Here is an 18,121-nt window from a genome sequence, read left to right as displayed (position 1 = left end):
GACTTAGAAGCAAACTTCTTCGTCGCCAGCGGCGCACCGCCCTCGTTCGTGGGCCGTATATAGTCGGACCTCCCTCGACGCGTCAACACCGATTTCGAACTTTTTTGAATTTTTTGCGACGAATTTTCCGGCTGCGTTTTTCGGTAGCCGACTGCCCTTGCGGCAGCCCTTGGGTCATCCACAACGAGGCCCTATTGCCGCCGCATTGAGGCGTGAAACCAGCCCATACAAGGAAGGCGCGCGCGTATGTGTGAGGCGCCCCCACGACAGACGACAAGAGCGCCGTGCGCAGAACGCATGATTGGGGATATCGGCCCCGGCATGCCGTTTCGTTGACTTCAACCGCCGTGACAGGCAAATGTCATGGCCGCAACGAGAACGACAAGCCGTTCGCCCGGGGAAGAAGCAGCCTTTCTGGATGCCAGACACGGAAGATGTCATAGCCGAACTCGGCAACGAGCCGCCGCTGATCGCGGACGGCCGCAGCGGTCCGCCGGACCGCCGCGAGGTCTCGGCACGCTGGCTGTCGGGCACGTTCCTTACCGGCGTTACATCGAGCGTTCTGATGGGCGTGGCGTTGTTCGCCGCCCTTGACGGGCGCCAGCAATTGGCGACCCCGCCGGAAATCGCCGAACTCATCGGCCTTGCCAGCGGCGGCGATGATTCGGGCGAGCAGGCAAAGACCGCCAGGCTGGTCGCGCCGCGCCAGATCGCCCGCGCAAAGGACCGGCGGCGCATGGAAGTGTCGATGGTCACCAAGGTCGGCGACCGCGACGTTATCCACACCATGCCCTTCGTGCAGATCAAGATGGCCTTGGCCGCCGGCCACACCACCAACCGCCCCTACCCGCCGTTCGACCCGATGCAGGTGTTCGGCGACGACAGCGACGACAATGCGCAGCCGGCAACAGCCACCGCGGTCGCCGGGCAGATCTACGGCGCCAAGGTCGAAAGCGAGATGAGCCTGAAGACGGTCGATTTCCCGATCGAGACGGCTTCTTTCGACGAAAAGAGCGATCTTTCCGCCGACGAGGTTGAAAAGGTGGTGCGGGACGCCGGCAACGGCTTGAGCGACGGCGCCGTCCAGGTGGCCGCGCTGCACTATATCGATCCGCAGCGATTCGGCGATGCCTTCGCCGAATCGATGGCCGGCTCCTATGACGTGAAGATCACGCAGGAAAATGTTTCGGTGGCGCCGCGCGCCACGCCCGACGATCAGACGCCGGCCTTCGCCGAGGAAATCATTCCCTTCACCAAGGATACCGATATCGCCGAGGCCTATGCCGATTCGGGCTACACCGGCGACGACGCCACCGGCATGGCGGAGGCGATCGGCAAGCTCTTGAACGCCCCGGCGCTGAAGGCCGGAACGGTGCTGCGCGTTGGCCTCGAGGTGCGCGGCGACATAGCCAAGGTCGTGCGCACCAGCGTCTACGACAAGACCACGCACATCGTCACCATAGCGCTCGACGACCGTGGCCAGTATGTGCCGGCGCAGGAGCCGGAGGCCAATCCCGAGCTTTTGACGGCGTTCGACGATTCGCAGCCCATCGTGGTGCGCGGCAACCTGCCCAATGTCTATGACGGCATCTACCGCGCCGCCTATTCCTACGGCATGTCGAAAGCGATGACGCAGAAGCTGATCAAGCTTCTCGCCTCCGATGTCGATTTCCAGTCGCGGATTTCACCGGCCGACCGCCTCGAGGTCCTGTTCTCGCAGCCTGATGGCGACGACCAGACCTACGACGATTCCGAGCTTCTTTATGTATCGGCGACCTTCGGCGGCCAGACGCGCAATTTCTACCGCTTCCAGATGCAGGACGGCGGCACCGACTATTTCGACGAAAATGGTTCGAGCGCCGAGCAGTTCCTGCTGCGCAATCCGCTGCCCGCCGGCAAATTCCGTTCCGGCTTCGGCGCGCGCCGGCACCCGATTCTGGGCTATGTGCGCATGCATACCGGCGTCGACTGGGCAGCGCCCATCGGCACGCCGATCATCGCCGCCGGCAACGGCGTCGTCGAAAAGGTCGGCTGGGCCGGCGGCTACGGCAAGCAGATCATCATCCGCCACGCCAATGGCTACGAGACCTCCTACAATCACCAGAGCGCTTTCGCCAAAGGCATCGAGCCGGGAGTGCGCGTGCGCCAGGGCCAGACGATCGGCTATCTCGGCCAGACCGGCCTCGCCACCGGCCCGCATCTTCACTACGAGCTGATCGTCAACGGCACCAAGGTCGACCCGATGCGTGTGCGCCTGCCGGTCGGCAAGGTGCTGAAAGGCGACGATCTCGTTGCCTTCAAGCGCGAGCGTGAGCGCATCGACGATCTCCTGAAGCAGGAAGACGGCAACTCGCTGAAGGTCGCCAGCGCCAAGACCGATTCGCAGCTTCCGAACTAGGGCGTGGACTCATAAGCGCGTAGCCAAATCCGAATGGCTGCGAGGCTTGATGAACGCAAGGCAGTTGGCCGCGAGTTTGTCATATCGCGTGGCGACCCGCCGACATTGCTTGATCCGGTTGAAGAACCGCTCGACCAGATAGCGTGCCCGGTAAAGATAGGGGCTAAAGCAGATGGGGTTCTTTGCGGTTGCGTTTTGGTGGAATGTTGGTCCATGCCCCGCGCTCCCCGGCAAATTCTCTGATCTGCATCGTCTCCACGATCAGCGAGCAACAGAGCCCCTGATTTCAGATCAGATAGCAGTTCGGTGACGAGCCGGTTATCATGAGCCTCACCGATCGTCAGTTCGAGGCGAACGGGCAATCCGCCAGTATCGACGCACTTAGCCCTTTGTGGCGGGTACAGGCGGCACCGGCAGAATGATTTCGGAGGCAACCTTCCAGTCCTTCCCGACGCGAAGCCAATTGATGATCATTAGAAACGGTCTGGCTGTTCCGTCCTGCCCCGCATAAGAGACCGCGATGTTCATCGGCACATAGGACTCTGCGACGTCGCGCGTCAGGCCGACAACCTTGAGCTTCGAATAGTCTGGCTCGAGCACGACCGGACCGGAGCTACCGATATCATGCAGCTTTTGATCAACCGCCTCGTTGCCCCAAAAGCCGGCCCAGTTTCCCTCGGACTGGATGGCGCTCTTAGCCACCAATAAAGTCGAGGGCGATTGCCAGAACATCCCATGCAGAGCCTTGAAATCGTGGTTGTTGGCCAGTTCCATCAGCCTGCCGAACCTCGATTTTATCGCACTGAGGCTCGCAGCATCCAGCGGCTCTTTCCTGACGGCGGGAGTTGCTGCGACGGCTCCGATAGAACAAGCTGAGGCAGCGAGGGCGACAAGAAGTGTCTTGTACATGCGGGAATTTCCCTTCCAAAGTCTGGCTCGCGTCATGATAACGCCCTTCGCGTTCCGCGATTGATATGACTTACCCGCTTCGATCGACCGAAGACGTCCTCAGGACGATTTAGCTCGCGCATTCGCGCAGCAAGGCTATGATTTTCGCATCGAGAGCTCGAGCGACGGCAAGAGCTTCCGAACTGCCATAATGCAGCAGATAACCCTCCATTTTGTCATAAGAGACGTGCACCCCGTCGGTACGCTCATCGATAAGCACTGTGACTGGAGCGTAGGATCCAGCCTCGGGCACGTGCTTGACCATTTCTTTCATGATGAGTGGATTGCCGACCACAAACCGCATGATGTTAGGCGTCTTGGATTCGGTTTCGCGACGCAGAATATCGCCCAGGTCGAATTGCGCGAAGAGCATAAGGTCCGTTCGACCGAGGCTGCGTTGTACAACGCGCTCCAAATCCGGGAAGGAATTGGTCGCTCTCGTCTCTTTGAAAAATTCGACTATGTCAGGCTGTCCGACCGCGGACTTGAAGGCGGCCACAACAACGTCGAATGGTTTTGAGCTCGTGAGGCTGAAGCGTTCCACCTCGACTTTGGCGATTGTCATTTTATCCTCTGTAACAACTCTCATTGATAAGGCTGCGTCTGATGGCGTCTGAACCCGCCTGGATCATGCAGTCGCGGACTGCGCTTCTAGGAAGGTCCGGACGTGGCTGACGAACATCCCGTGGTGCTGAAACAGGGAGCCGTGCCCTGAATCGGGATAGAGGATTAGCTGAGCGTTGCTGAGTTGCTTGAACATTGCGTAGGCGTTGCTCGCGGGCAGCATGGTGTCGCGGCTGCCGCTGACCACAAGAGTGGGCTGGCGGATGGCGCGCAGAACGGCGTGCCCGGGATCAGGCGTGGCGCACCAGGTGATCAGAGCCTTGGCCTGCGGATCGGTGACCGCGCTGCCGTTATCGGTGTCCCGATCGTCCTGACGCACCTTCGTCCTCTTCAGAAAAGCCAAGCCGGAGGACTGGCTGGCGGGTGAGTTCGTGAAGAACAGCGGCAGACGGGGGTCCGGCGCATCGGTTTGGGAAAACGCGTCCTGCAGAACCGCTAACAGGTGTTCCTCTCCGCCTTTCGGCGCAGTACCGACGAGTATGAGCTTGCGGACCAGTTGTCCGTGCTCGGCGGCGATCTGCTGAGCGACGCAGCCGCCGAGAGAAAAGCCGAGCAGGTCCACTTCGAAGAGACCGAGCAAGTCGATGAAATCGACAGCGTCTCGCGCCATCGCCGCGACGTTGTCGGGCGTTTGACCGGTCGAGCGGCCGACCCCTGCATTGTCAAACGCGATCACGGGGCGATCGGCGGCCAGAGCGTTGACGACGGCGGGATCCCACGCATCGATGTTGCCCGAGAAGTGCTGCAGAAGAATCAGCGGAGTTCCGGTCGCGGGGCCGAGACGGCGATAAGCGAAGCGGATTCCGTTGCCTTCGATGTAACGGGTCGGCGCCGTTTCGAGTGTGGCGGCGTCCTGGCCTGTGATGTCGAGTTGAGTCATGTCATCCTCCGGATGCTTGGCATAAAATGATCGAGTGAGGGATCGTCGTAGCGCAGCGACCGAGGCCTTCTCCAGGATGTCGCCGGCGCTTCGCCGCATTTGCGCCATCGCGGTCCGAGGCGTTCCAGATTCCTCTGAGCGAGCGTGCACGCTCCCGGCGCGGAAGCGCCGGGAGCGGTATCGTCACTTCGCGAGCGTTGCCTTTGCGATGACCTCGGCGACTTCCTTCGCATGGACGACGAGCGAGGCATGGCTGCCGGCGACTTCCGTCGTCTGAGCCTTCATCCTGGCTGCGAACGACTTCTGGGCCTCGGGCGCGATGACCTTGTCCTTCGTGGTGATGACATCGAACGTCGGCTTGTCACGCCAGGCTGCAATGGTCACGGGAGCCTCGAACGCAGCGAGACTCAATGGTATCTGCGCGTTGGCCAGGTGCTCGGCGATCTCGGGCGGAAGGTCAGCCGCGACCGCCGATGGAAACACCTTCGGGTCAATGTACAAATTGCCCTTCGCGTCGGGATGGATCGCGTTGCCGCCTTCAGTCGGCGGGCCGGCTTTTGACAGCGATGCCAGGGATTCGCCGACATCGGGCGCGAAGGCGGAGACGTAGACCAGCGCCGAAATCTTGGGATCGTCGCCGGCTTGCGTGATCACCACGCCGCCCCAGGAGTGGCCGACCAGAACGGTCTTGCCGGCCTGCTTCGCGAGCGCCTGTTTGGTGGCATCGACGTCGGCGTTGAGCGAGGTCAGCGGATTTTCGACAAGCGTGACGTTGTAGCCTTTTTTCGTGAGGATATCGGCGACGGGCTGCCAGCTCGTCTGGTCCACGAAAGCGCCGTGCACGAGCACGATGTTGTGGGCTGCTCCCTTGGGCAGTTCGGCAGAATTGGCTGAGCCGACCAATGTCGATCCGGCCAGGAGTGCGGCGGCTGAGAAGAGGATATTTCGCATTGAATGGTCCTTTGCGTATCGGACGGAATGAGGTCCGTAGGGGAATGGGCAGGCGTTTCCACAAGGTCGCGGTTCTTCCATCTGCCGTTGGCGAGATGGTTGCCGCACGTGACGTCGGCCCGCCGCGGCATGAAGTAGTCTGCAGGCATTCCGGACGGTAGGGATCAATCGTCCGGATGTTGTGTCCGATCGTCCACCGGTCTAATCTGGGCGGCATGGATATCCTCGCCCAGGTGCTCGATCGTGTTCGTCTCGGCGGGACGCTGCTGTATCACTTCGAGCTGGGCCATCCCTGGAATCTGGAGCTGCCGGCGCGCCCTTACGCGTTGTTTCACTATCTCAGCCGGGGCTCGGCGACGCTTGCGCTCGAACAGGGAGAGGAAATCCAGATGACCGAGGGCGATTTCGTCGTTATCACACGCGGCGAGCCCCATGTGTTCTATTCGGATCGCCGGGCCGAGCCTTTGCGGATCGTGGATATCGATCGAGCGTCGTCGCGGTTTGGCGTCATTCGTCACGGCAGCCGCGCAAAGCCGCTCTCGACCATGATCTGCGGCAATTTCACAGTGTCCCGGCCGATGTTCGGCAGCGTGCTGGAGCTGCTTCCGCCTGTGCTCCTGCTGAAGCCGACGGCGGACGGTGGCTGGCTCGAAGCCATCCTGCGCCGCATGGTCAGCGAGTCCGCGCTCGAGCGTCCCGGCCAACGCGTCGCGCTTTCACGACTGACGGAAGTGCTCTTTGTCGAGGCGCTCCGAAGCTGGATCGCATCCCTCGGTCCCGGACAAGGCGGCTGGCTCGGGGCTATATCTGATCGGCATATCGGACCGGCGCTCAAGCTGATTCACGAAAGCCCGGAGCGGCCCTGGACCCTGAGCGACCTTGGCCGTCGCGTCGGGCTCGGCCGCTCGGCATTTGCGGCGCGTTTTACGAAGCTCGTCGGCCAGTCCATGCAACGTTATGTGATCGAACGCCGGATGGCGGAGGCGGCGTTCCTGCTAGAAACCAGCGATGAGTCCATCGCACGGATTGCGAACCGGGTCGGCTACGAGACAGCAGCGGCGTTTTCGAAGCTGTTTCATCGGTATAACGAACAGTCTCCAGGCCGTTACCGGGCCGCTCGACGCGCCGGCGGAGGCCGCGCGCGGTCGGACGAAGTACAAGTATCCGATTGACCTCGAACAAGCGCCTTCGCCATGTCTGCAACTTGCCGATATTGTTGCAAAAGTCGAAAATTGAACGACCCTAAAAATCTCGCGAGGGTCGGTTGTTGGACCTGCCCGCTGCTGCATCGCTTTTCAGGCTACCACGAAGATCCGTGAGCGATTTTAGGTGAAACGATACGGTCCCTCATATCGTCGCGCGGCTCTGGGATTTTTCCTTCGCCACCAAAAAGACTTTTGCAACAATATCTGCCCTTAGCGGCTCTTCGTCTCAGATGCTGTGATGACAGCCGGATAGCGGATATGGGTCAAGCCGCGCTCGCGAGCCTCGATTTTATGAGCACACACCCTAATCCGCTGCCTGCTGGGGCCAGGGCGATGCCTGCCCGGATGCGGTGAACCAGGCGATGACCGACGACAAAACGCAAAGCAGCGCCGTGACCGCGGCGACCACAGCAAAAGCCCAATCGCTTGCCGCAATCCTCGCCGCATCGACATTGGCAGCGAGCCCGGACGCCGGCGGTTCGCCAAAGCCGGGAATTCCGGAGACGCCGCCGGTCATCCGCGCATAGACGATTGCAGCCAGCGATCCCATCGCCGCCACCGCGATCAGGCCGCCAACGCGAGAGACGGCATTGTTGATGCCGGACGCCGCACCCGTGTCCTTGTCCTCGACCGATGTCATGACTGCCGTCGACAGCGGCGACACGACCAGCGCCATGCCGAGCCCCATCAGCCCCATCAGCGGAAAGATGCCGGTCCAGAAATTGTGGATCCCGGCATAGGTGAGCAGCGCGAGGCCGCCAAAGCCGATGGCCACGACAAGGCTGCCGCCGGCGATCGGCAGGCGCGGCCCGATCCGGTCCGACCATTGGCCGACCGGTCCTGACAGCAACGCGATCAATACCGATAGCGGCAGGAAGATGAAACCGGCCTCGGCCGAACTCAGCCCCCAGCCGGCGATCAGCAGCATCGGCAGGTAGAACAGATTGGCCGACAGCGCGAAATAAAGGAAGAACGTCGCCAGGTTGGCGCCGGCGAAAGCCTTGATGCCAAACAGGCTGAGATCGATCATCGGCTCGCGCTGCCAGCGCTCATAGAGGACGAAGACGACAAGCAGGACCGCCCCGGCGACGATCGCCGGGACCGGTATCAGCCCGCCGCCCTCGGCGTTCATCGCCGTCAGCCCGTAGGCCAGCGCTCCGAAAGCGAGCGTCGCCAGCCCGGCGCCGCGGAGATCGAGGCTGCGCTTTTCGGTCGGCTGGTCGGCCGGGACCTTGGCCAAAAGCAGATAGATGGAAACCAGCCCGAGCGGCAGGTTGATGGCGAAGATCGCACGCCAGATGCCGTTGCCGAAGGCCGACAGCACAAAGCCGCCCAGCACCGGGCCAAGCGCCGTCGTCAGCGCCGAGGCCGCCGCCCAGATGCCGATCGCCCGGCCGCGCTCCTTTTTCGGATAGGATTTGGCGATGATGGCAAGGCTGCCCGGCACCATGATCGCCGCACCGATGCCCTGGATGGCGCGGAAGGCGATCAGCACGGTGGGATTGGGCGCCAGGGCGCAGGCAAGCGACGCGGCGACGAACAGCGCGATCCCGGTCACGAAGGCACGCCGCAGGCCAAACCGGTCGCCGGCAGCACCGCCCGCCAGAATCAGCGCCGAAAGCGTCAGCGCATAGGCGTTGGAGATCCACTGCGCCTGCGCCAGGCTGGCGCCGAGATCGACGCGTAACGCGGGCATTGCAATCGCCAGGACCGAACCGTCGATGAAGCCGAGCGCCGAAGCCAGGATCGCCGCGATCAGCACATATCGGCGCCGAGATTGCGGACAGAACGTGCCGTTCTGAGCGGATCCGGTGAGCGGGATAGCGGCAGCTTCGCCTGGAGATTTCATGACAGCCTGCTTAAACCTCCAATGCTTCCGCAACAACCGGCCAGCACCTTGCTGTGTTTGAACCCAGTTTCGAGCTGGCCGCATGGGCAGGGTGACATCTGCCCGGATGCAAACGGCACATGGCATGTTAACGTTCCGCAGAGAGCCGCCAGGCAAAGGGGACGCCCGCATGAAACGACCGCTTGAACCGTCGGCCGAATCGCGCGGACGCATCGTCGGCATCACCGACGGCGTCTTCGCCATCGCGCTTACGCTCATCGTGCTGGAGATCAGGGTGCCATCGCATGAGGCGGTCCATTCCGAAGGCGAATTGCTTTCGGCAATCCTGGCGCTGGCGCCGCGCTTCCTGACCTACGCGCTGAGCTTTTTGACGCTGACCATCTTCTGGTTCGGCCAGCAGGCGCAGCATGGGCTGATCGCAAAGTCGGACCGGCGGCTGGCGACGCTGAACCTCTGCTTTCTAGCCTTCATCGCGCTATTGCCGTTCTCCACCGACCTTCTGGCCGATTTCCTCGAATTCAGGCTTGCGGTGCTTGTCTACTGGCTGAACCTGCTGATGCTCGGCCTCACCTTGCTTGCCAGCTGGCGTTACGCCGAGAAAAACGGCTTCCTGGCCGAAGGTGTCGATGCGCAAACGACGCGTACTGTCTACCTGCGCATCGTCAAGGCGCAGATCCTATGGGCGATCGGCGCGGCGCTCTGTCTCATCAGCCCGCTGCTCAGCGTCGGCTTCATCCTGGTTGTGCAGCTCGTCTACGCCACCGCGCCACGCAGCTCACTGCTGCGCCACATAGTCGGCTGAAAAGCCGCCGACGAATTCGACGGTCACACCAGGCGACACCAATTTGGCAAGCTCTCGCGCATCCCAATTGGTCAGGCGCACGCAGCCATGGCTCTCGGTCTTGCCGATCTTGGAGGGATCGGGCGTGCCGTGGATGCCGTAGGTCGGCTTGTCGAGCGCGATCCACACCGAGCCGACCGGACCGTTCGGCCCCGGCGGGATCGTGAGAATCTTGTCGTTCTGGCCCTGCTTGAAATTGATGTTCGGGTTGTAGGTGTAGTTCGGATCGAGCGCGACGCGCGAGACGGCGTGAATGCCGGTCGGCGAAGGCGTGTCGGCCGAGCCGATGGTCGCCGGATAGGCCGCGACCAGCTTGCCGCCCGCATCATAGGCGTAGACTTCCTTCTTGGTCTTGTCGGCGACAATGCGCGCCACTGGCGTCGACACCAGCTTGCCGAAATTGGCGACCTTGATCATCGTGCCGGGGCGATTGAAGTCGACCCCTTTGTTGATCGACTTCAGATAGGTCTCGTCCATGTGGAAGCGCTCGGCCAGCGCCTCGGTGACCGAGGTGTAGCACATGCAGTCGAGCCTGGCCTTCTGGCTGTAGTCCTCGGGGATCGAGGCGAGATAGTGGCCGGCCACATCCTCCGGCGTGATCGTGTAGGAGGCAAAGGCGTCGCCGCCGGACTGGGCAAGCGCCGCCTGGATGCCGACTTGATCGGTCGATTTCAAACTGGTGCCGTTGATCTCGTTGTAGGCGGCCAGCGCCTTGTCGACATTCGAGCCGAAGCGCCCGTCTATCACGCCCGGCGAGGCGCCGCCGCGGTCGAGCAGCACCTGCAGCGCGGCGACGTCCTGGCGCACCCCGAGCGACAGCGATGGATCGACGGTGGCCTTGCCGCCGGTGTCCGGCGATGGCCGGGCGTCGGGATTGGTCTGCAGCACTTCGCCCTGGCCCGGCTGCTCCGGGTCGATCGACGCCTCGTTCAGCGGCTGGCGCTTGATGGTGTTGGACTTCGGCGCCTCCGGATAGGTGGTCGCATAGCCTTCATCGTTGTTGGGCGCCGGCGGATAGGCATCGACGGAATTGTCGTCGTTGGGGTCGTACTCATCGACCGGTGGCGGGATGACGCGGCCGTTTTCCTCCAGCTGCCGGCGGCGGAAGCGGGCCATGTCCTCGGGATTGTCGAGATAGTAGCGGTCGTCGTCCTCGGCCGGCGCGCGGCCGAGTTCCTGCATGCGCATCTGCCGGCGAAGCGCGCGGCGATCGAGCCTGCTGCCTGGCGGCTGGATGGCGATGACCTTGCCGGTATCTGCATCGACCAGGACGCGGTTGCCCCTGGCGTCGTAGTAGATGTCGATATTGCCTTCCTGAGCCAGCATCAGCGCGCCGCGCTCGGTCGGGCGCGCGCTCTGCGCGCCATCCACGCTCGGCGTGGCGAACGCACTGGAAGACACCAGCCCGGCCGCGAGTGCCGAAAGGGAAAAGATCAAGCGCAGCATGCGGGTCAAGCTCTCCGGTCGACTGGGCTTCTGGCGGGCGAACCCTTCGCCAGCAAACCAGTTACCCAAGTTAAGGTTCCAACATGAACCGGGCATGAAGATGGCGGTTTTCCGGTGCCTTGAGGAATATCAGCTGATGCGTGTCGCGCAAAAGTGTGCAGCGGTTTTGCGATAGCGACATGCATGAAAACAAAGCCTTAAAAGCGCGTCGCCTGAATCCGCTTCAGCGCGACGCGCTTTAGCCTTTGGCAAGCCCCAATTCGTTACGTGCCTGTCTGGTCAGCTTGAGGACGACCAGGCGATGGCTCTCGCGCAGATAGTCCTCGAGCGCCGCATCATCCATGCTTTGGCTTGTCTGACGCTGGATCCATTTCATGCCGCGCGAAGCAAGATAAGGCGCCGGCCGGCAGCCCGGCTGATCCTTCAGCACGTCATAGGCCATCTCGGAACATTTGAAGGTGACGAAAAGCTGGCCGCCCTCGTTCCAGCCGCCAATGGCAAACACCTTGCCGCCGACCTTCCAGACATGGGCCCCGCCCCACTGGACCACATGCGTCGCAGCGGGCAGCGAGGCGCAGAAGCCGTTATAGTCGTCGAGCTTCATCGAGTTCTTCCCAGCCATTCGAATCGGCAGCCGATTATGTGCGGTCGCCGGGAATAACAAAGCGCGCCGCACCAGTCCGGTGCGACGCGCCCTTTCGTTTCAACTTGCCCGGGGTCAGGCGGCGGCTTCCGTCGCTACCACAGTCGGCTTCGAGCGGAAGTTCAACCGGTCGGAACCCGCGGTGACCTTGACGGTCGAACCGTCGAGGATCTCGCCGAGCAGGATCTTCTCCGCCAGCGGGTCCTGCAGCTCCTTCTGCATCACCCGCTTCAGCGGCCTGGCGCCATATGCCGGATCGTAGCCCTTCGAGGCCAGCCACTCGATCGCGTCGTGATCGAGCGACAGCACGATCTTGCGGTCGACGAGCAGGTTCTCCAGCCGCTTGAGGTGGATCTCGACGATGCGGTCCATGTCCTGCCGGCGCAGGCGGTGGAACAGGATCACCTCGTCGACGCGGTTGAGGAACTCCGGCCGAAACGAGGCCTTCACCACGGCCATCACTTCGTCGCGCACCGCATCGACATCCTGGTCGTCGCTGAGGTTGACCAGATATTCGGCGCCGAGGTTGGACGTCATGATGATCAGCGTGTTGCGGAAGTCGACCGTGCGGCCCTGGCCATCGGTCAGCCTTCCGTCGTCGAGCACCTGCAGCAGCACGTTGAACACGTCCGGATGCGCCTTTTCGATCTCGTCGAAAAGCACGACCTGATACGGCCGGCGCCGCACCGCTTCGGTCAGCGCGCCGCCTTCCTCATAGCCGATATAGCCGGGAGGCGCGCCGATCAGCCGGGCGACAGAGTGCTTCTCCATGAACTCCGACATGTCGATGCGTACCAGCGCCGTCTCGTCGTCGAACAGGAAGCTGGCCAGCGCCTTGGTGAGCTCGGTCTTGCCGACACCGGTCGGTCCGAGGAACATGAACGAGCCGATCGGCCGGTTCGGATCCTGCAGCCCGGCGCGGGCGCGGCGCACGGCCTTGGACACCGCCTGCACGGCTTCGCCCTGGCCCACGACGCGCTTGCCGATCTCGTCTTCCATGCGCAACAGCTTCTCGCGCTGCCCTTCCAGCATCTTGTCGACCGGAATGCCGGTCCAGCGCGACACGACATGCGCGACATGGTCGGGTGTGACCACCTCTTCCACCATGCCGGTCTTGCCGTCCTGCGACTCGGCTTCCTTGAGCTTCTTCTCGAGCTCTGGGATCTTGCCATAGGCAAGCTCGCCGGCGCGCTGGAACTCGCCCTTGCGCTGCGCGATCGCCAGTTCATTGCGCGTCTCGTCGAGCTGCTTCTTCAGGTCGGCGGCAAGGCCAAGCTTCTGCTTCTCGGCCTGCCACTTCGTGGTCAGTTCGCTCGATTCCTCCTCGAGGTCGGCGAGTTCCTTCTCCAGCCGGGCAAGCCGGTCCTTCGAAGCCTCGTCCTTCTCGACCTTCAGCGCCTCGCGCTCGATCTTGAGCTGCATGATGCGGCGGTCGATCTCGTCCAGCGCCTCGGGCTTGGAATCGACCTGCATGCGCAGCCTGGACGCCGCCTCGTCGACCAGGTCGATCGCCTTGTCCGGCAGGAAGCGGTCGGCGATGTAGCGGTTGGAAAGCGTCGCCGCCGATACAAGCGCGGAATCGGAGATGCGCACCTTGTGGTGCTGCTCGTACTTCTCCTTCAGGCCGCGCAGGATCGAAACCGTGTCTTCCACCGTCGGCTCGTCGACGAAGACGGGCTGGAAACGGCGGGCAAGCGCGGCATCCTTTTCGACATGCTTGCGGTACTCGTCGAGCGTGGTCGCGCCGACGCAGTGCAGTTCGCCGCGCGCCAGCGCGGGCTTCAACAGGTTCGATGCGTCCATCGCGCCGTCCGCCTTGCCGGCGCCGACCAGCGTGTGCATCTCGTCGATGAACAGGATGATGTTGCCGTTGGCCGAGGTCACCTCGTTGAGCACGGCCTTCAGCCGCTCCTCGAACTCGCCGCGATATTTGGCGCCGGCAATCAGCGCGCCCATGTCGAGCGCCATCAACTGCTTGTCCTTCAGCGATTCCGGCACGTCGCCATTGACGATGCGCAGCGCCAGGCCCTCGGCGATCGCGGTCTTGCCGACGCCCGGCTCGCCGATCAGCACGGGGTTGTTCTTGGTGCGCCGCGACAGCACCTGGATGGTGCGGCGGATCTCGTCGTCGCGGCCGATGACCGGATCGAGCTTGCCGGCGCGGGCGTCGGCGGTCAGGTCGCGCGCGTATTTCTTCAGCGCGTCATAGCTCTGCTCGGCACTGGCCGAGTCGGCTGTGCGACCCTTGCGGATATCGTTGATGACCTGGTTAAGCGCCTGCGCGGTGACGCCCGCCTTGGACAGGATGTCGGCGGTCTTGGCCGACTTCTCCATGACCAGCGCTTGCAGCAGCCGCTCGACGGTGACGAAGCTGTCGCCGGCCTTTTTGGCGAGGTCCTCGGCGGTCGAAAACACCTTGGCAAGAGGCTGGGCCAGGTAGAGCTGGCCATTGCCGCCCTCGACCTTGGGCATGGCTTCGAGCGCCGCCTCGACGCCGAGCTTGACATCGCGGACATTGCCGCCGGCGCGCTCGATCAGGGATGCGGCAAGGCCCTCGTCGTCGTCGACGAGCACCTTCAGCATATGTTCGGGCGTGAATTGCTGGTGGTTGCGCGAGAGCGCCATGGTCTGCGCGGACTGGATGAAGCCGCGCACGCGCTCCGAGTATTTCTCAAGATTCATTCTCTGTCTCCTTCCATCACCGGCCCGCTTTGCGGCACCGGATCAGATTGCGGTGACGGGCCCGCCCATAAGAGCCGAACCCTGTTTCCTGGCGAGATATGGTGCGCGGGCGGCAGGCTCTCAAGACGTCTGGCTAGCGCAATTCCAGGAAAAGTGTGATGCGGTTTTCCGTTCGGAATTGCGTAAAGCAAAGAAGAGAGAGCAGTTCGCCGTTTTCGTGAAACGGCGAAACGCTCTATCGGCACGCCATATTATTCCATCGCCCGCAAAAACAAAAACGGCGGAGAATGCTCTCCGCCGTTTGCAATATCCGAATGGCCTCTGGATCAGTTGTTCGCGTCGGCGGCAACGGGCTCGCCTGCTTCGCTGGCAACCGGCGCCGGCTCGCCGGCGGCGGCAGGCTCGCTCGCCGGCCTTGCCTCTTCGGCCGGCCTGGCGCTGGCCTCGTCGCCATTGTTCATGGCGCTATGCGCTTCGGCTGACTTTTCGGCGCTCGAACCTTCGGGGCTCGCGCCTTCTGGCTGACCGCCCTGCTCGCCACTGCTCGCCTGGTCGGCATAACTGCCGCGCGGGCGGCGCGGGCGCCGCGGCCGCCGACCGCCGCCATTGTCCATGGCGGCTTCGTTGAGTTCGGCCTGGGCGGCAAGGGCTGCCGGCGAAAAGCTGTCGAACTGCGGCGTCTGCTCGGCCTGTGAACCAGCCTCGCCGGCTGCCTCAGGCTGCGCCTCATTGCGGCGGTTCTGGTCGAACTGCTGGCCGCCCTGCTCGCCGCGCTGGCCGTTTTCACCGCGCTGGCCGTTCTGGCCAAAGCCGCCGTTGCGGCGGTCGCGATTGCGGTCGCGGCCATTGTTGTCGCGCTGTCCCCCGTCCCGCTGGCCGCTGTCGCGGCGATTGTTGTTGTCGCGGCCGCTTTCCTGGTTGTAGGCGAGTTCGGCCGGCGTGCCTTCGATCACCGGCTGCGGTCCGGAGCCGTTCGCCGCGGCCGGCGCCTCGGCGCCATTGCCGCCGTTATTGTCGAACTCTTCGCGATCCTCGTCGAGATCGTCATCGAAGTCGTCGCGGTTCTGCTGGACATTCTGGATCGGCATCTGCGCCTGCGCGGCGGCAATGATGCGATTGTAGTGCTCGGCGTGCTGGAGATAGTTCTCCGCCATCACCCTGTCGCCGGAGCTTTGCGCGTCACGGGCGAGCGTGGCGTATTTCTCGGCGATCTGCTGAGCCGACCCGCGGATCTTCACGTCCGGGCCGTTGCTCTCGTAAGTGCGGGTCAGGGGATTCGGCCCCTTGCGGTTGTTGTTGTTGTTGCCACCGCCGCCATTGTTGTTGCGACCGCGCATGCGCCTGTTCTGCTGTTGTGGCCTCATTAGACTCTCTTCATAGTGAATTTTCGAAAAACTCTTCACGAACGGAGGCGCTCATGCGGCCAGCCGTTTCGTTTCTTCACCGGCGTTCGCCCGCATCAATTGCGTTGGCGCCACGTGCCATCCTGTTCCGGTTACATCACTTGCCAGATGATTCCCGCACGAAGCTTGGGCGTCGTTTGCGCAAGAAGGCAGCTATTTCCAAGGAAAACCGAATCGCTGGGAGCACTGCCTGCTTCGTCTCATCCGGTTGAGCCGGACCCTAACTGCATTCCCCGGTGTTGCCAAGCGGTTTTTTCGCACTGCATCAGGGCTTTCAACGCTCGAACACCAGAACTCTGTCATTGCCGCCGAGGTCGCGATGTGTCCCGGTTAACACATAGCCGGTTGCCGCGAATATTCCGCTGACCTCGTTTTTCTGCGTGTAGCCGATCTCGACCGCTACCTTGCCTTGCGCTTCCAGAAATGCAGCCGCTTCGGCGGCGATGACCCTGTAAGGGTCCAAACCGTCCGTGCCGCCATCAAGGGCCGGGCGCGGGTCGAAATCGCGGACCTCGTCCTGCAGATTTCCAATGTCTCCGCTGGGTATATAGGGAGGGTTCGAGGCAATTACATGGTAACGGCCCAAAACTTTTTCGAACCAGTTGGAATGCAAGGCTTTGAAGCGCTCGCCGAACCCCAGGTCCCGGGCGTTTCCGGCCGCGGTCGCCAATGCATCGGGCGAAATATCGACGCCTGTCGCAGTCGCGGCCGGAACGGCGCCGAGCAGCGCCAGCGCGATGGCGCCGGTGCCCGTGCCGAGATCGAGAATACGGCATTCCCCGAGCCTTTCGGCCGTTGCCCGGGCGAAGGGCAGGACGGCGTCGATCAGCGTCTCGGTGTCCGGCCGGGGCTCCAGCGTCTCCGGCGAAAGCGACAGGCGCAAACCGTAGAATTCGCGGTAGCCGAGGATACGGTGTACCGGCTCGCCTGCGATGCGACGCCTGAGGGCCGCTTCGATGGCCGAAAGCGCCGCGGAACCCACCTTTTGCTCCGCTTCGGCAATGGCCTGGGTGCGGGTCGTGCCGGAGAAATGCTCGACGATCAGCCGGGAATCGAGCGCCGGATCGGCAATGCCGGCGGCGGCTACGCGCCTGCGCGCCGCCCTGAGCAGCGGCCCGAGCGCCGCGGGCAGTTGGTCAGCCATCGAGGCTCATATCGGCAAGCAGCTTCGACTGATGGTCGGCGATCAGCGCGTCGACCACCTCGTCGAGCTCGCCCATCATCACCCGGTCGAGCTTGTAGAGCGTGAGGTTGATGCGGTGGTCGGTGACGCGCCCTTGCGGGAAATTATAGGTGCGGATGCGCTCCGACCGGTCGCCCGAGCCGACCTGCGACTTTCGCGAGGACGAGCGTTCCTCGTCGGCCCGGCCGCGCTCCAGGTCGTAGAGCCGCGCGCGCAGGATCTGCATGGCGCGTGCCCGGTTCTGGTGTTGCGACTTTTCCGCCTGCACCACCATGATGCCGGTCGGCAAATGGGTAATGCGAACCGCCGAATCGGTGGTGTTGACGTGCTGGCCGCCCGAACCCGAGGCCCGCATCGTGTCGATGCGGATATCCTCGGCCCGGATCTCGATATCGACCTCCTCGGCCTCCGGCAGCACCGCCACCGTAGCCGCCGAGGTGTGGATGCGTCCGCCGGCCTCGGTTTCCGGCACACGCTGGACGCGGTGCACGCCGGATTCGAACTTCAGATGCGCGAACACGCCCTTGCCCGACACCGAGGCGATGATTTCCTTATAGCCGCCGACCTCGCCGTCGCTCGCCGACACCGTCTCGAAGCGCCAGCCGCGCGAGGCGGCATAACGCTCATACATGCGGAACAGGTCGCCGGCGAACAAGGCCGCTTCGTCGCCGCCAGTGCCGGCGCGGATTTCGAGGATGGCGTTCCTCTCGTCGGCCGCATCCTTGGGCAGAAGCAGGATCTGGATGTCCTTCTGCAGCGCTTCGATGCGGCTCTCGACTTCCGGCAGGTCCGCCTCGGCCAGCGCCCGCATATCGGCATCGGTCGCCTTGTCGGCAAGCATCGACTCGAGGTCCGCCTGCTCCTGCTCGGCGGCGCGCAATGCCCGGATCTTGCCCACCATCTCCTGGATGTCGGCATATTCGGAGGCCATCTTGACGTATTGATCGGCGGCGGGCCCGGCCGACATCTGCGCCTCGAGCATGTCGAAACGCTTGACGACTTGATCCATACGGTCGCGGGGCAGGTTGATCATGGTCTTGGAACTTCAATGAAATTCACGTCAGGGCC

Annotated in this window: 14 protein-coding genes and 1 pseudogene; 3 read left to right on the top strand and 12 right to left on the bottom strand. The window is 63.1% G+C overall.

The genetic code is table 11. The features are described 5' to 3' along the window. The first annotated feature begins 418 nt into the window (after nt 1-418). Nucleotides 419-2,398 (top strand): M23 family metallopeptidase, encoded by a 1,980-nt coding sequence (locus FJ414_RS15655; RefSeq protein ID WP_140645265.1) that lies wholly within the window; start codon nt 419-421, stop codon nt 2,396-2,398. On the opposite strand, the pseudogene FJ414_RS15650 reads toward FJ414_RS15655, so the two are convergent. The 5 genes and pseudogenes from FJ414_RS15650 to FJ414_RS15630 form a co-directional block, all read right to left on the bottom strand. Further along, nucleotides 2,395-2,775, bottom strand: a pseudogene (locus FJ414_RS15650) (IS5 family transposase); the annotation flags it as partial. The gene FJ414_RS15655 and the pseudogene FJ414_RS15650 overlap by 4 nt on opposite strands. A gap of 4 nt (nt 2,776-2,779) precedes the next feature. Continuing rightward, nucleotides 2,780-3,307: a hypothetical protein gene (locus FJ414_RS15645; RefSeq protein ID WP_140645264.1), complete on the bottom strand. Its 528-nt coding sequence runs from the start codon at nt 3,305-3,307 to the stop codon at nt 2,780-2,782. A 109-nt stretch (nt 3,308-3,416) separates the two neighbouring features. Continuing rightward, entirely contained in the window at nt 3,417-3,911 is a 495-nt protein-coding gene (locus tag FJ414_RS15640; protein WP_140645263.1) for a DUF302 domain-containing protein, read from the bottom strand. Nucleotides 3,912-3,974: 63 nt separating this feature from the next. Further along, nucleotides 3,975-4,850, bottom strand: coding sequence for an alpha/beta hydrolase (locus FJ414_RS15635; RefSeq protein WP_140645262.1), 876 nt, complete (start codon nt 4,848-4,850; stop codon nt 3,975-3,977). 183 nt (nt 4,851-5,033) lie between these two features. After that, nucleotides 5,034-5,801: an alpha/beta hydrolase gene (locus tag FJ414_RS15630; RefSeq protein ID WP_140645274.1), complete on the bottom strand. Its 768-nt coding sequence runs from the start codon at nt 5,799-5,801 to the stop codon at nt 5,034-5,036. A 215-nt stretch (nt 5,802-6,016) separates the two neighbouring features. Here FJ414_RS15630 and FJ414_RS15625 point away from each other — a divergent pair, with 215 nt between their 5' ends. Next, the gene (locus tag FJ414_RS15625; RefSeq protein ID WP_181181628.1) at nt 6,017-6,973 is read left to right on the top strand and encodes an AraC family transcriptional regulator; all 957 of its coding nucleotides are present in this window, start codon (nt 6,017-6,019) and stop codon (nt 6,971-6,973) included. 337 nt (nt 6,974-7,310) lie between these two features. Here FJ414_RS15625 and FJ414_RS15620 read toward each other — a convergent pair whose 3' ends face one another. Continuing rightward, nucleotides 7,311-8,855 (bottom strand): MFS transporter, encoded by a 1,545-nt coding sequence (locus tag FJ414_RS15620; RefSeq protein WP_140645260.1) that lies wholly within the window; start codon nt 8,853-8,855, stop codon nt 7,311-7,313. Nucleotides 8,856-9,024: 169 nt separating this feature from the next. Here FJ414_RS15620 and FJ414_RS15615 point away from each other — a divergent pair, with 169 nt between their 5' ends. Continuing rightward, nucleotides 9,025-9,657 (top strand): TMEM175 family protein, encoded by a 633-nt coding sequence (locus FJ414_RS15615; protein WP_140645259.1) that lies wholly within the window; start codon nt 9,025-9,027, stop codon nt 9,655-9,657. On the opposite strand, the gene FJ414_RS15610 is transcribed toward FJ414_RS15615, so the two are convergent. The 6 genes from FJ414_RS15610 to prfA all read right to left on the bottom strand — a co-directional run bounded on the left by FJ414_RS15610 (nt 9,631) and on the right by prfA (nt 18,086). Then, nucleotides 9,631-11,142 (bottom strand): L,D-transpeptidase family protein, encoded by a 1,512-nt coding sequence (locus FJ414_RS15610; RefSeq protein WP_140645258.1) that lies wholly within the window; start codon nt 11,140-11,142, stop codon nt 9,631-9,633. The genes FJ414_RS15615 and FJ414_RS15610 overlap by 27 nt on opposite strands. 238 nt (nt 11,143-11,380) lie before the next feature. After that, the gene (locus FJ414_RS15605; RefSeq protein ID WP_140645273.1) at nt 11,381-11,746 is read right to left on the bottom strand and encodes an MmcQ/YjbR family DNA-binding protein; all 366 of its coding nucleotides are present in this window, start codon (nt 11,744-11,746) and stop codon (nt 11,381-11,383) included. 114 nt (nt 11,747-11,860) lie between these two features. Next, the gene (gene clpB / locus FJ414_RS15600; protein ID WP_140645257.1) at nt 11,861-14,467 is read right to left on the bottom strand and encodes an ATP-dependent chaperone ClpB; all 2,607 of its coding nucleotides are present in this window, start codon (nt 14,465-14,467) and stop codon (nt 11,861-11,863) included. Between the two features lie 326 nt (nt 14,468-14,793). Next, on the bottom strand, nt 14,794-15,804 hold the full coding sequence (locus FJ414_RS15595) for a DUF4167 domain-containing protein (RefSeq protein ID WP_140645256.1): 1,011 nt from the start codon (nt 15,802-15,804) through the stop codon (nt 14,794-14,796). A gap of 340 nt (nt 15,805-16,144) precedes the next feature. After that, nucleotides 16,145-17,014: a peptide chain release factor N(5)-glutamine methyltransferase gene (gene prmC / locus FJ414_RS15590; RefSeq protein ID WP_140645255.1), complete on the bottom strand. Its 870-nt coding sequence runs from the start codon at nt 17,012-17,014 to the stop codon at nt 16,145-16,147. Further along, nucleotides 17,007-18,086, bottom strand: a complete 1,080-nt coding sequence (gene prfA / locus FJ414_RS15585) for a peptide chain release factor 1 (RefSeq protein WP_140645254.1) — start codon at nt 18,084-18,086, stop codon at nt 17,007-17,009. Before prfA ends, prmC begins: the two co-directional genes overlap by 8 nt. Nucleotides 18,087-18,121 lie beyond the last annotated feature (35 nt).

The sequence above is a fragment of the Mesorhizobium sp. B3-1-6 genome, from assembly GCF_006439555.1.
Taxonomy (GTDB): Bacteria; Pseudomonadota; Alphaproteobacteria; order Rhizobiales; family Rhizobiaceae; genus Mesorhizobium.
The sequence above is the reverse complement of the archived record's forward strand: the minus strand, read 5'-3'. Positions and strand labels throughout refer to the sequence as shown.